Source organism: Brevibacillus sp. NRS-1366, from assembly GCF_050467985.1.
The window spans coordinates 244,858-257,899 of sequence record NZ_JBITPN010000019.1; the positions used below are offsets into that span (position 1 = coordinate 244,858).

Here is a 13,042-nt window from a genome sequence, read left to right on the forward strand (position 1 = left end):
GCTTATTGTGATTGCTGTCGATATTTGCATAAACACTCCTGTTACTTTTGACTCATAGGCAGCATTTTTTTATTTTTTATCTTCAGCGATGCCGCACCATTCCAAAAGCGTTAGCGCAAAAATTTCGGCACAACGAAATACTTCATCCAGCTCAATATATTCATTCGGATAATGTGCCACCTGAGTAACCCCAGGTCCAACGACAATCGCTGGCGTATCTGCCAATGCCGTTAACAATCCTCCATCCGTTCCCCACGGTGATGCCTCTACAACTGCACGGCTGCCTGTTACGGCCTCAAATTGGCTATGCAAAATGTCCATGAGGGGATGGTCTTGATCCACGTCGCCGGGTACCCAACGCGCACCGTACCATTCCAGCTCCACAGGCTGCTCATTAAACCATGGGTCAATCTCTGCCAGTTGTTTCAATGCTGCTGCCATTTCTGCCTTGGCGTCTTCCATCTGCTCACCAGGCGCTACTCCCATACGACCTTCCAGCTTCACGAGATCAGCAACAGAGGAAGGCCATTTACCACCTTCGATCACGCCCAGGTTGATCGGAATCGGAATAGGCAATTTTTCGTACAATGGGTCATCCAGACGATCGTTTCGCTCTTTTTCCAGCTTCCCAATTGCCTGCACGACCAGCATGCTCTTTTCAATCGCACTTACACCTTCATAACGAGTCCCGCCATGAGCGGAGCGTCCTTTTACCGTCAATCGGAACCACATGGAGCCTTGCTGTTTAGGGAAGATCTTCATATTGGTCGGCTCCGGTATCAGAGCTGCATCCGCCTTGTATCCGCGCAAGATGGTTGCCAGCGTGCCAGCCCCGCCACTTTCTTCCTCGACCACGCTCTGGAAAATAACGTCGCCCTTTAATTGGACCCCCAGCTTTTGCAGCACCTCAATCGCAAGCAGAGAGGACAGGTTTCCGCCTTTCATGTCGGTAGCACCACGACCGTACAGTTTGCCATCTACGATCTTTCCGCTGAATGGATCGTCACTCCATTGAGCACGGTCACCAGCTGGGACTACATCCACATGTCCGTTCAAGATCATGGAGCGCCCCGCGCCTTGGCCTTTCCAAACGCCAACTACATTGGGGCTAGCGTCAAATACATCACGAGGGGAGACGAAATAGGGATGAGCCAACAGCTCTTCGCCTTCCATCACCCATAGATCAACAGCAAGTCCCATTTGCGCCAGACGGCTTGCGATGCTCTCCTGAATAGAGCGCTCCTCCCCCTGAACACTTGGGCTCTGTACCCACTCCTGCAGAAGCAAAGTGGCCTGTTCCCGGTCCTTCTCCAATTGCTCTCGAATGAGTGCTTGCCAGTTTGCCATGTCCATCCCCCGTTTCCTAGTTTTGAGTCCCTTACCGCGTCATGCAGCATGCGAGACAGCATTAGCGGAAGACAGCAACCTCGCCTTCCATTTTCAACTCCGCTTCTGTTGCGCCGATCACATCTGCTACACAGTACGGATACATAACCTCGCGCAAGTACAGACCGTCAGGCATTACTTCCATGACTGCCATGTCTGTGATAATCCAATCAGCCGCTTTTTTTGCTGTGAGCGGCAGTGAGCACTCGCGGACTATTTTGGAACGCCCGTTTTTATCGAGATGGGTAGTTACAACCATTACTTTTTTGGCTTTTTGCGCCAACTCCATAGCACCGCCCATTCCGGGCACACGCTTGCCAGGAACGATCCAGTTCGCAATATCTCCTGATTGGCTCACTTCCAGAACCCCGAGGATGGTCATATCTAAAAGGCCACGACGAATGATCGCAAAAGCGGTGGCGCTGTCAAAAAACGAAGCTCCAGTAGCTAACGTGACGGGAAACCCGCCCGCATTGCACAGCATGGCATTTTCTTCGCCTTTTGCCGGGCTTGGGCCCGTACCTAAAATACCGTTCTCCGCGTGAAACATTACCCGTTTTTCAGGAGAGATAAAGTCTGCAACCAAAGTAGGGATCCCGATCCCCAAATTGATGATCATCCCATCCTCTACTTCCATGGCAGCACGGCGAGCAATTCGTTCCCGATAGCTTTCTGTCTCTTTTACTTCTCCCATGCCCATTGCCAGTTCACCCCTTCACTTTGGACAATATAGTTGACGAAAACCCCCGGGGTGACGATCTCTTCCGGGTTTAGCTCGCCGATTTCCACGATTTCATCTGCTTCCACAATCGTAATATCGCCTGCCATTGCCACCAGTGGATTAAAGTTGCGAGCGCTTGTGTCAAAGACCAAATTGCCAAAGCGATCTGCCTTCTTGGCATGAACGATCGCTACTTCGGCGGTAAGCGGAGTTTCAAGCAAATACTCCTTGCCGTCTACAATCAGCTTTTGTTTCCCTTTTTCCGCAATGGTGCCGATACCCACATCAGAGAGAATGCCTCCCAGACCTACTCCACCTGCCCGTACACGCTCTGCGAGTATCCCCTGTGGGCAGAACTCTACCTCCAGCTCTCCCGCCGTCATTTGGGCTCCTGCGTTGGGATTGGAACCAATGTGAGAAGCAATCACTTTCTTGACGCGCTTCTCCGTCACGAGCTTCCCAATCCCGATATGAGGAAATGCGGTATCGTTGCTGATCATTGTGATATCCCGAATCCCTTTGTCCAAAATGCCTTGTACCAATGTAGGGGGATTGCCGATTCCCCCAAATCCTCCCGCCAAAAGCGTCATCCCGTCGTGAAAATGGGAAAGCGCTTCTTGAATCGAAACGACTTTTTCAAACCGGTTGGTCATCTTCCTTATCCTCCCCTCTATCCGATCAGTGCCTTGTCTTGCAGCTCTTGCTGCACGGTTTGAATCGCTTCCTTCAACAGTCCGATCAATTCATCAATTTGTTCCGTAGTAATGGTCAGTGGCGGCGCGATAATGACACAGTCGCCTGCTACTCCTTCAATGCCACCCATCGCAGGATAGATGAGCAGTCCCTTTTCAAATGCTTTCGCAATGACCTTACCACCGACTCCCTGAGAAAGGGCAAACGGTTCTTTCGTTTGTTTGTTTTTCACGAACTCGAGACCACACAACATTCCCAGGCCACGTGCTTCCCCGATCAACGGGAGCTCGTCTGCGAGCTGTTGCAAGCGAGAGAGCAAGTATGCTCCTTGTTCCGCTGCTTTTTCTACCAGCTGATGCTTTTCTACATAGTTCAATACGGCTAGTGAAACGGCTGCAGACTGTGGATTGGCACTATACGTATGGCCGGCCATGATCAACCCGCTGCCTTTTGTAATCGTCTCAATGATTTCATCTGAGACCATCGTCGCTGCCATCGGCGTATATCCGGCACTCATTCCTTTTCCGAGCGTCATCAGATCAGGAACCACACCCCAGTGATCCACACCGAATGCTTTTCCGGTCCTGCCCACTCCGGTCATTACCTCGTCTGCGATGAATAGCACTTGATACTTGTCGCAGATTTCTCGAATGCGCTGGAAGTATCCCTCTGGAGGTACGACCGCTCCTGCTGTTGCCCCGATTACTGGCTCCGCGATAAAAGCGGCCACCTGATCCGGTCCAACCCGCAGAATCGCTGTCTCCAGCTCGTTAGCGCACTGCTGTGCATAGTCTTCAAGCGACATGCCCTCTGGTCGACGATATGGATAAGGTCCGGTGATCGCCGGATAGTCTGCCAAAAGTGGCACAAAACGCTTCCGACGCAAGACGTGCCCTGACATGGAAAGCGCCCCCATCGTAATGCCGTGGTAGCTCATCCAACGAGAAATGATCCGGTTTTTCGTTGGTCTTCCTTTTTCTTGCCAGTATTGGATCGCGATTTTTTGGGCGGTCTCCGTCGCCTCGGAACCACTGCTCACAAAAAAGGTCCAGTTCAAGGAACCAGGCGCCCACTGTGCCAGCTTTGCTCCCAGCTTTTCCACAGCATCGCTGCTAAAATGAGAACGGTAAGCAAACGAAACATCCTTGGCTTGCTCGTACATAGCCTCAGCGACTTCTTCCACACCATGACCGATACTTGCTGTTACGGCCCCGCTGCACCCGTCAATATACCGATTGCCTTCTTTATCGTAAAGATAAATCCCTTTTCCATGTGAGATGACTGGATACGTCTTTCCCAATTCAGGCTTGATTACATTGCTTTTTTCCATTGTCGTCGCCACCCTTGTTTATAGGTTTTGTTCAAAAAGGAGGACAAACTTTTCCCGGACTTTTTAAACATCCTCTAATACTCTACCTCTATCCTAGCTGACCTGCGCCTTTGAGCCATCCGACGTGCTGGCAAAAAAAAGTGGCGAAGAGACAAAATCTTTTGTACATTTTGTATAAAGAACTTTGCAATATTGGAGGTACTCCTCATGACGATAACGATTCGAGAAGCGTTGCAACTGCCTGACATGGTTCAAACTCGGCTGATTGCCGGAGCTGGGGGTCTGGATAACCCGATACGCTGGGTAACGATTGTGGAGGTGCTTGAAGACGCTGGACGGCTACAAGAAGGTGAGTTTTTGATAACCACTGGATTTGGACTAGCTGACAACCCTTTTCGCCTGACGTCTTTTATCCCTTCCCTTGCCAAGCAAAAGTTGAGCGGCGTCGCTATTCATACCGGTTTTTATTTGCGTGAAATTCCAGAGAGCTTTATTGAATTGGCCAATCGTCACCAACTGCCGTTGATCGAAATCCCTACGGAAATCAATTTTTCCACGATCACGAAAGCGATTTTACAGCCAATTGTAAACAGGCAGTTCGAAACACTCGCTTATTCTCAGGCCATTCACAACCGGATGATTGATGCCGCCCTTTCTAAAGGCGGCTTGCCAGCAATTGCAGGAGAACTGGCGACCTTAACAGGCGGAGCGGTGACGCTGGTAGACGCACTCGGTTTCGAAGTAACACAGCACGGTTATGTGGAAGGGACGAGTCACGATCACACAAAAGAAAGTGCTCACTGTGTCCCGATACGTGCTAGCCGTGAGCATTTCGGTACATTGACTTTAGTAAAGCCGGGGCACGCTTGGGAAGAGCTCGATGATGTAGCTCTCCAGCATGCATCTACACTGTGTGCTTTGGAGTATGTAAAAGAACGTGCGGTATCGGCTACAGAATGGCGACTGAAGGGCGATCTCGTGGAGGAGTTGTTAAACGGGAAACCGATGAGCGCAGCGGAGCTAGACAGTCGCTGTCGCATGCTTGGTTACCCCTCGGCGGGCAGGCATCTCGTCATTGCTGTAAAAGTTGAGGGAGAGAATGGATCAGGGCTGGCAGAGCTTCATCAGAGTGTCATTACATTGATGAGACGTCTCTGTGATCGCCACCAGCGCTCGTATCTTTTGCGCGAGCGTCCACACTGTCTGTTGTTCGTGCTGCCTGACGATCAGACAAGCATTTCGCTATTAGCTCAGCTCACATCACGCTGGGAACGGCTCCATTCGTCCTACGCCCTGCATATCGCGATCAGCAACCCGCGGAATCAGTTGACCGATGTGGTCAGCGCGTCTGAGGAAGCGATGTTTGCCTTGCAAGCTTATCCATTATTAGCTGCGTCCCCCGACTGTCTTCATTACCGGGACATGCAAGGCTATCAGTTTCTGTTTCCCTATCGGGAAAGTGAAGAAAACATGCTTGGGCTGTGGAAGCCTCTGCTTGATCCATTGATCCGTTATGACTCCAAGTATAATCAACAGTTGCTGGAAACACTCGATGTGTATCTAGGGCATAATGGGAACGGTCTGCAGACTTCTCAAGCGTTATATATTCACCGTCACACCTTGAAATACCGCCTCACCCAGATCGAAGAAAAAACAGGCTACCGCCTGGAGGACGCGCATCAGCGTTGGCAGCTTCAACTGGCCTTGATGGCACGTCGTCTTCAGCAGCAGCTTTATCCTTCTCACGTATAGCCTTTACTCTTGAATCGGGCGAAGTGACTTCACCCAAATGTTCATATCCTCATAACCAGAGAAGATCGTGCAGTTGTTGATGAGCCGCCCGCGGTATTCGTACCCCATTTTTGCAGCCGTTACGTTCATCCCTGCTGATTGCGCCCGCGTCAATGTGTACAAATAGTAAATACCGGCTTCCTCCATCCTGCGCTCTAGCGCTGTAAATAACGGCTGGAGGAGGCCTTTTCCCGCATGCTCAGGATGTGTCGCGCAATCCGTCATCTCTGCCGAGCCCATCCGCTCTGTTACCTCTGCCGATGCCGCACAAGCGATGCTGTCCTCAGACTCAACGACAAAGTAAATGGTACCCTCCAACATGGTTTTCCGAATGTACCCGGGATCATCCATCGGGGTAGGATACGTGGCAAACACGAGACCGTATAGCCGTGCCAGCTCCTCTGCATCCGCCTCAGATGCTTCTCGCAAAACATAGCCAGCAGGCAAAGCCTTCTCTTCCCCTTTAGCCGCTTTTGCCAAGCTCAGTGCGAGGATTTCTTCTTCCAGCTCGGGTGCTGAAGATGTCGCCCGTTCCTCTGTTAAATAGACCGTGAGCATATAAGCCGTTACCCCTTTAAAAAAGCCATCAATGGTCCCCTCCAGCGAAAAGCCCTCTTTGATCCAGGCGGGAACATCTCCTTTTTTCCCATAAACAATTAGTTTGGTGGCATCTGACTCAATCGCCAGCTCCCTTAATCGCTTGGCCCATTGTGCAATTTGTGTCCGATCATACTGGTGCAGCTTGACCCGGCTATTTTGATGGTCCAAGACCAAGTCACCTGAGGCCAACAACGCCTTTTCCTCTAACATGGCGCTTTTCCCTCCTACGCATTTGATTTTGCTATTTATTGTAGCAAATTCCTGATATCCGTCATCTGCCAATCTGTATAAAAAGGCGTCTGTCATGCACATATGGAGGACGAATGGGCATTCGATGAGCGCCATTTTCCCCATTCAGTCATAGGATGAAGGAAGGTGCTCCATCTGGGAAGGAGGGGGTTTGTGTGAGCTGCGGCAGAAACAACGATTTCGTGCTGGTATTGGTCCTATTTGTCCTCTTGGTGATTGTTCTTACTGCACTCGGATAGGTTTCTTCGGTTGCCCCTCAGGAAAGGTAGTATCGAGGGGCTTTTTACATATGCATGTAATAGAGATGTCTTTGAAGGGAGGAAGCCCACGTGCTCCCACTCATTTACGCCCATCGCGGCGCTTCCGGCCATTTTCCGGAAAACACGATGGAAGCTTTTCACGCAGCAGTTCGGCGGCGTGCGGATGGAATCGAGCTGGATGTGCAGTTGAGTCAAGATAACAAGCTGGTCGTTATTCACGATCATCAGCTAGATCGTACGACGTCTGGCACGGGTCTGGTCCGGAGTCACACCTTGCAAGAGCTGCGTCGGTTTCGAGCAGACAAAGATTCTCAATCCCGATCTTCCAAAGCCCGGATTCCTACCTTGCGCGAGGTGTTTCAAACTTTTTCTGATACACCCCTGCGCTTTATTATCGAAATGAAAAATTTCCTGTTGAACCAGCCACATTTAGAAGAGATGGTGATCGAACAAATCAGGCGCTTCCAATTAACCGAGCGAACCATTATTTCTTCCTTCAATTTCGATAGTTTGTTGCGAATCAAAAAAATAGACCCGCTGCAGACCACTGGTCTATTATATGTGGGGCCACTTGCAAAGCCTTGGGAAGTAGCCGAGCGTTATAAAGCTGATCAGATCCATGTGCCGAATGATCAGCTAAATGCCGATACGATAAAGCAGGCCCATAAGCACGGTTTAAGCGTACTCGGCTGGACAGTCAACAGCGGCCGTCAGCTCCAAGAAGCATTTGAATTAGGTGTAGACGGGGTGATTACTAATTATCCCGGGCGAGCGAAAAAAACTCTTCGCACGTATCATAAATAACAGAAAGGGAGCCTCATCGAGAAGGCTCCCTTTTATTGTTCAAACATCTCATTACGGTTGTGGGACGTAAAACTTTCCTTGCCAACTGTTTCTGTTTTTCAATTCAGCATCTATTCCGTTCAGCACTTCCCACTTCTTGCGGCTCCACATTGGCCCAATCAACAAATCAGGTGGCCCATCACCCGTGATGCGATGAACAATCATTTCAGGCGGGAGAATTTCTAGCGTGTCCACCACCAGCTTGGTGTACTCTTCTTGCGACAGGAAATCCAATAGACCGGCTTCATACTGTTTCACCATTGGGGTCTTGCGCAGCAGGTGCAACAGGTGAATCTTGATTCCCTGAACGTCCAGATGAGCTACTGCTTCTGCTGTCTGCATCATCTCTTCATGCGTCTCTCCCGGCAAACCGTAAATAATGTGTGAGCAGACACGAATGTTATGCTTGCGCAGCTTCTTGACGGCATCTACGTAGCACTGGAAGTCGTGTGCGCGATTGATCAATGTCGCAGTATGCTCGTGAACGGTTTGGAGCCCCAGCTCGACCCAGAGATATGTGCGCTCGTTTAGCTCGGCGAGATACTCCACGACGTCATCTGGAAGGCAGTCAGGGCGTGTAGCGATGGAGAGGCCCACTACCCCTTCTTGTTTTAAAATCACTTCGTACATCTCTCTCAGCTCTTCTACAGGGGCGTACGTATTCGTATACGCTTGGAAGAACCCGAGGTATTTGGCTTGTGGCCATTTTTCGTGCATGCGATTTTTTACATCGTGAAACTGACGTTCCAAGTCCATCCTGCGATCGCCTGCAAAATCCCCAGATCCTCTGGCACTACAAAATGTGCAGCCCCCTGTTGCCACCTTACCATCCCGATTGGGGCAGCTGAACCCGCCATCCAGTGGAACCTTGAAAATCTTTTCGTGGAAGGTCCCCCGCAAATGATGGTTCCATGTATGATATCGCTTATCGCCCCACATCAGTGGGACTTCGCTTGTGCAAATGTTTGGTACTACCTTCATTGCTGTATTCCTCCTCATGGCACAGCCACGTCACTCTAGGCGTAACTGCAACCGGGTGCCTCTGGCCACGAGACACACTTTCGATTCCTTAATCACGTCATTATACCAAATCAGAAGCTATTTTCGCCACTTTGAAAAACAGGAAAACCACAGGTTTTGTTCCCCTGTGGTTTTTATTTCGGATCGTTATTGCTGGATCTCCTCGATACGAATTGCGCGAGTGTGAGAGGTATGGCTCCACACCTGATTTTTCTTGGTGAAAAACGCGTAGAACATGATCGGAAGCCAGGTCAGGAAAAAGAACGGCAATAGCAACAGCCCGAGATATCCTTTTAGCGGTACCTTTTCCAAATACAGCGCCAGAATCGGCAGCAAATAGAATACTGCTGTTGAACCGTATACGAGCCAGCTTGGCAAAATCGTAGCCGCTGGTGTCAAGGCTGCGATATCAAAAAAGCGGCCCAGGAACAACAGAGACATCATGGTAACCATCAATACGTACATCGGTTGGAACAGGTAAAAGGCTGCATCCAGCATGCCCAATTTTCTGGACTTAATTCCGTTTTTCAAAACGGATCCAATGTAACGCCCCGCCACATCGTAATGGCCTTGCATCCAACGCAGGCGTTGACGCATTGAGGATTTCAAATCAATGGGCTTTTCATCCCACACTTTTGTGTCATGTGCCCAAGTTGGGTAAATGCCCCGCTCAATACAGCGAGTGGCAAACTCCAAGTCCTCCGTCAGACTGGTTGCTCCCCAGCCCATTTCTTTCAGCAGATTGCTCTCGATACACAATCCTGTTCCACCCAATGTGTTCGGCAGGCCCAAGTTGTGACGCGCAAGTTGCCACATGCGGTTCGTAAACCAGTACGTTACAGCATACGAAAGCGTGATCCAAGAATCGAACGGGTTTTTGGAATCCAAGTAGCCCTGGATTACTCGCGCCCCTTTGCAGAGACGGTCGTTCATGACACGCAAGAAATTTTTCTCTACAAGGTTGTCTGCATCAAACATGACAACGGCATCGTATTGCTTAGGTCTTGCCCAGAGGTTTTCCAACATCCATTCAATCCCGAAGCCCTTACCGCGCTTGGACGTATCAAAACGCTCACAAGCGTAGGCTCCGTGTTGCCGACTGATCTGTGCAGTGTTATCTGTACAGTTGTCACAGATGACAAAAATGTCGTACATCTCACGCGGGTAGTCCAGTTTTTTCAGGTTTTCAATCAACGGTGCGATAACGGCACTTTCATTGTGTGCTGCTACTAGTACGGCAAAAGTTTTCTGTGGTTCATTTGTTACTTGTTCCTTTTTGCGGAACAGTCCTGCGCATGAAACCAGGGTTTGGTACGTGCTTACTACTCCTACTGTTGAACTAAATCCGATGAATAATCCCTCAATGATCTCTCTAATTACACTCATGGGTTCTTCTCCTCGACCTAAACCAGATTTGGGTCAGATCTGATCCAGGTAGTGTTTTTCCAAAATTTCTCTATTGTTTTTCTCTCACTTGGCAGTGTACATCAAATGTGATTCCTTCGCAATGACCCAAAAGTGGGAAAAAATGAAGGCACTGCTATCACCTTTCCCACCTTTCATTCTTTCTATTCGACATCCCGTGACGACGAGCAGAAAAAAAAGCCCTTGTCAAAGAAAGGCTCGATTTGGTTAATGATCACGAACATCTATCGACGGTATCTGCATATATGATGGTGCGGTCGGCGAGACTCGAACTCGCACGGGTCGCCCCGCCACCCCCTCAAGATGGTGTGTCTGCCAATTCCACCACGACCGCTAAGATCTATCAAAAGTTCATTTCATTCCGGTTGACATGAATCACGGAATTGAGTATACACAATCCAATTTATGAAGTCAATACAACTTTCAGACATCCAATTACCCATTTTGCATTTAAAAAATAATGCCAGGTGACGAAGTCTTTGTTTATTTCCTATTCTTGTAAAATCATGTTTTTTTGTGTCGAATCATCTGTCAATTATGGAATCCAATTTCCACAAAAATATCATTGTTTCGTCACATTATACGGACCTAGAAAATGCTGTTTCTTACGTTTTCTTACATACTTTTGTTGAAATTAGACAAATTATTACCTGTGGTGGTAAAGACTATGAATATGAACGCATCCAGTCAAAAAAAGTTTGTGGGGGACGATTATGATTCCTGAGGACATTAAGCTTCTGCTGCATGATATTCGCTTGATTGGAGGTGGCATGAAGCAATACGAGCATCCTGATGACTGGCAACTGATTCGCAATCTTGTAGGGGACCCACAGGCTGTCGACTTAAGCGATGCAACACCTGAGTATTGGGCGAAGCTTAGGGCCTCTTTGGAGGATGAGAAGGCTATCGCCATGGAAAAAGCAGAAAAACGCTATCTGCACGGGCTCTATTATTATAATCCCTTTATCTGAGGCACAGTCAGGCGTACTGCTTTATTTGCTTGCCATCCGTCCCTATAAGAAACCTCCTCTCCATCTACTGAGAGATCGAGAGGAGGCGAGCTGTGCCGTTAAATCTTCTTAAAGACGCGTCTCTTCCTTATTATATACATCGCTTTCTAACTAATTTTGTCGATAAATTTGTTAGCACTTCATAACACTCACGAGGTCCTCCACGGTCACCCATTGCGAATCCCAATCGCTCACCAGCTTGAACCGCCTCCTCACCGCATCAATCTCGTGAACTACGCCCCACGCCTCCTCAATCGTTCCCAGCCGCCCTTTAGGCACAAACCATCTCACGTTAATTGCGTAATCATATTGCGTGCTGTCGTACACACGGAAGCACATTTCGCCGAACTCGTCATCCTCAACGGACGGCTTTTCGATAAGCCCGCGTTCTGCCTCCAAATCGATAATGGCCGCCCGATGTTCAGGTAACACCATCCGCAGTGATCCGAATAAGTTGTCAATTTTCTTCGCCAAAGTTACCGTCTCCTTCGTTCCTATGCTTTAATTACGGTCATCCGATCCGGCTCTGATCGCTGCCACTCGATATACTCTTCGCGCCAGTACGTCAAGCACCGTCATGATGCCGCCACGACTTCGGCCTGTCTTTACCCATAACTCATAGACCGTAGACCTTCAACGTTTTCTACCGCAACTGTGATCGTATCAATCATCGCGTCCCCCCCATTATCGAACATTAGTTCCCATATTATACTCATAAATCTTGATAATCAACACAAAAAAATACCCATTAAACGGGTACAGTCCGCTAAATGGGTACGTCTACTTAAACTGTCTGCGTAAGTTTCCGCACAAGCTCACTACCTTTTCGTGGGTCCTCTTTCACGAAAAAAACCTCCTTCACACTCAAATAGATAACTTGAGTCCGTAGGAGGTCCTTTTTGACCGAAATAACCGCGTTGTCTGACGTTCTAGACCGTATGGTTCCCGCTATCTCCCGTTCGCAGACCGTGTGATCGTTGACTTTTCGAGTGGCCTGACGGAACCATTCACGTCTGACAAACGTTGATATGACCCGGTTTTAATAGCGATGGCGTCCCAGGAGAGATTCGAACTCCCGACCGACGGCTTAGAAGGCCGTTGCTCTATCCTGCTGAGCTACTGGGACACATTTGGAGGGAGTACCCGGATTTGAACCGGGGGTGAAGGTTTTGCAGACCCGTGCCTTACCACTTGGCTATACTCCCATTATATGGGGCGATCGATGGGACTTGAACCCACGAGTGCCGGAGCCACAATCCGGTGCGTTAACCCCTTCGCCACGACCGCCATGATTATTACGTTGGTAGTAGATGTAGGTTCCTCTGGCAGGGGCAGTAGGAATCGAACCCACACCAAAGGTTTTGGAGACCTTCGTTCTACCTTTAAACTATGCCCCTTTGGTAGCGGTGGAGGGAATCGAACCCCCGACCTTTCGGGTATGAACCGAACGCTCTAACCAGCTGAGCTACGCCGCCAAAAATAAAAATGGCGGAGAGTGAGGGATTCGAACCCTCGCTACGCTTGCGCATACTAACGGTTTAGCAAACCGTCCCCTTCGGCCTCTTGGGTAACTCTCCGTGATAATATGCACCTTCAAAACTAGATATGCATGATTTTTGCTAAGGTTGTGTGGATAAGTCCTCGACCGATTAGTATTCGTCAGCTCCACGTGTTGCCACGCTTCCACACCGAACCTATCAACCTCATCGTCTAT

General features: G+C 49.3%; 12 protein-coding genes, 7 tRNA genes and 1 rRNA gene. 4 read left to right on the forward strand and 16 right to left on the reverse strand.

Features of this window, described 5'->3' with window-relative positions:
- Window positions 1-69: 69 nt before the first annotated feature.
- The 4 genes from ACIFQN_RS13550 to ACIFQN_RS13565 all read right to left on the reverse strand — a co-directional run bounded on the left by ACIFQN_RS13550 (window position 70) and on the right by ACIFQN_RS13565 (window position 4,130).
- Entirely contained in the window at window positions 70-1,347 is a 1,278-nt protein-coding gene (locus ACIFQN_RS13550) for a peptidase (protein WP_429833558.1), read from the reverse strand.
- A gap of 61 nt (window positions 1,348-1,408) precedes the next feature.
- The gene (locus tag ACIFQN_RS13555) at window positions 1,409-2,086 is read right to left on the reverse strand and encodes a 3-oxoacid CoA-transferase subunit B (protein WP_429833559.1); all 678 of its coding nucleotides are present in this window, start codon (window positions 2,084-2,086) and stop codon (window positions 1,409-1,411) included.
- Window positions 2,068-2,769, reverse strand: a complete 702-nt coding sequence (locus ACIFQN_RS13560) for a 3-oxoacid CoA-transferase subunit A (protein ID WP_429833578.1) — start codon at window positions 2,767-2,769, stop codon at window positions 2,068-2,070. The genes ACIFQN_RS13555 and ACIFQN_RS13560 overlap by 19 nt, the downstream gene beginning before the upstream one ends.
- 8 nt (window positions 2,770-2,777) lie before the next feature.
- Complete coding sequence (locus ACIFQN_RS13565) at window positions 2,778-4,130, reverse strand: aspartate aminotransferase family protein (RefSeq protein WP_429833560.1); 1,353 nt, start codon at window positions 4,128-4,130, stop codon at window positions 2,778-2,780.
- Between the two features lie 207 nt (window positions 4,131-4,337).
- On the opposite strand from ACIFQN_RS13565, the gene ACIFQN_RS13570 reads away from it, so the two are divergent.
- Window positions 4,338-5,882, forward strand: coding sequence for a PucR family transcriptional regulator (locus ACIFQN_RS13570; protein ID WP_429833561.1), 1,545 nt, complete (start codon window positions 4,338-4,340; stop codon window positions 5,880-5,882).
- A 3-nt stretch (window positions 5,883-5,885) separates the two neighbouring features.
- Here ACIFQN_RS13570 and ablB read toward each other — a convergent pair whose 3' ends face one another.
- A complete protein-coding gene (gene ablB, locus ACIFQN_RS13575; RefSeq protein WP_429833562.1) occupies window positions 5,886-6,731 on the reverse strand; it encodes a putative beta-lysine N-acetyltransferase in 846 nt (281 codons plus the stop codon).
- 155 nt (window positions 6,732-6,886) lie between these two features.
- Between ablB and ACIFQN_RS13580 the strand changes: the two genes are divergently transcribed.
- Together ACIFQN_RS13580 and ACIFQN_RS13585 are read left to right on the forward strand one after the other, a co-directional pair.
- Entirely contained in the window at window positions 6,887-7,009 is a 123-nt protein-coding gene (locus ACIFQN_RS13580; protein WP_429833563.1) for a YjcZ family sporulation protein, read from the forward strand.
- A gap of 90 nt (window positions 7,010-7,099) precedes the next feature.
- Window positions 7,100-7,834 carry a glycerophosphodiester phosphodiesterase gene (locus tag ACIFQN_RS13585; RefSeq protein ID WP_429833564.1) on the forward strand — a complete coding sequence of 245 codons (735 nt, stop codon included), beginning with the start codon at window positions 7,100-7,102 and terminating at the stop codon, window positions 7,832-7,834.
- A gap of 51 nt (window positions 7,835-7,885) precedes the next feature.
- Here the strand turns inward: ACIFQN_RS13585 and ACIFQN_RS13590 are convergent, their stop codons facing one another.
- The 3 genes from ACIFQN_RS13590 to ACIFQN_RS13600 all read right to left on the reverse strand — a co-directional run bounded on the left by ACIFQN_RS13590 (window position 7,886) and on the right by ACIFQN_RS13600 (window position 10,652).
- Window positions 7,886-8,854, reverse strand: a complete 969-nt coding sequence (locus ACIFQN_RS13590) for a TIGR01212 family radical SAM protein (protein ID WP_429833565.1) — start codon at window positions 8,852-8,854, stop codon at window positions 7,886-7,888.
- Between the two features lie 186 nt (window positions 8,855-9,040).
- Window positions 9,041-10,279: a glycosyltransferase family 2 protein gene (locus tag ACIFQN_RS13595; protein WP_429833566.1), complete on the reverse strand. Its 1,239-nt coding sequence runs from the start codon at window positions 10,277-10,279 to the stop codon at window positions 9,041-9,043.
- Window positions 10,280-10,567: 288 nt separating this feature from the next.
- Window positions 10,568-10,652: transfer RNA gene (locus ACIFQN_RS13600), tRNA-Leu, on the reverse strand.
- A gap of 379 nt (window positions 10,653-11,031) precedes the next feature.
- On the opposite strand from ACIFQN_RS13600, the gene ACIFQN_RS13605 reads away from it, so the two are divergent.
- Window positions 11,032-11,289 carry a hypothetical protein gene (locus tag ACIFQN_RS13605; RefSeq protein WP_429833567.1) on the forward strand — a complete coding sequence of 86 codons (258 nt, stop codon included), beginning with the start codon at window positions 11,032-11,034 and terminating at the stop codon, window positions 11,287-11,289.
- Window positions 11,290-11,460: 171 nt separating this feature from the next.
- Here the strand turns inward: ACIFQN_RS13605 and ACIFQN_RS13610 are convergent, their stop codons facing one another.
- The 8 genes from ACIFQN_RS13610 to ACIFQN_RS13645 form a co-directional block, all read right to left on the reverse strand.
- Entirely contained in the window at window positions 11,461-11,802 is a 342-nt protein-coding gene (locus ACIFQN_RS13610; RefSeq protein ID WP_429833568.1) for a YolD-like family protein, read from the reverse strand.
- 575 nt (window positions 11,803-12,377) lie between these two features.
- Window positions 12,378-12,454 (reverse strand) — tRNA-Arg (locus ACIFQN_RS13615).
- Between the two features lie 5 nt (window positions 12,455-12,459).
- Window positions 12,460-12,533: transfer RNA gene (locus ACIFQN_RS13620), tRNA-Cys, on the reverse strand.
- A gap of 6 nt (window positions 12,534-12,539) precedes the next feature.
- Window positions 12,540-12,615, reverse strand: a tRNA-His gene (locus ACIFQN_RS13625).
- A gap of 36 nt (window positions 12,616-12,651) precedes the next feature.
- Window positions 12,652-12,725: transfer RNA gene (locus tag ACIFQN_RS13630), tRNA-Trp, on the reverse strand.
- A 1-nt stretch (window position 12,726) separates the two neighbouring features.
- Window positions 12,727-12,803 (reverse strand) — tRNA-Met (locus ACIFQN_RS13635).
- A gap of 11 nt (window positions 12,804-12,814) precedes the next feature.
- Window positions 12,815-12,905: transfer RNA gene (locus ACIFQN_RS13640), tRNA-Ser, on the reverse strand.
- Window positions 12,906-12,957: 52 nt separating this feature from the next.
- Window positions 12,958-13,042, reverse strand: a 23S ribosomal RNA gene (locus ACIFQN_RS13645); the annotation flags it as partial.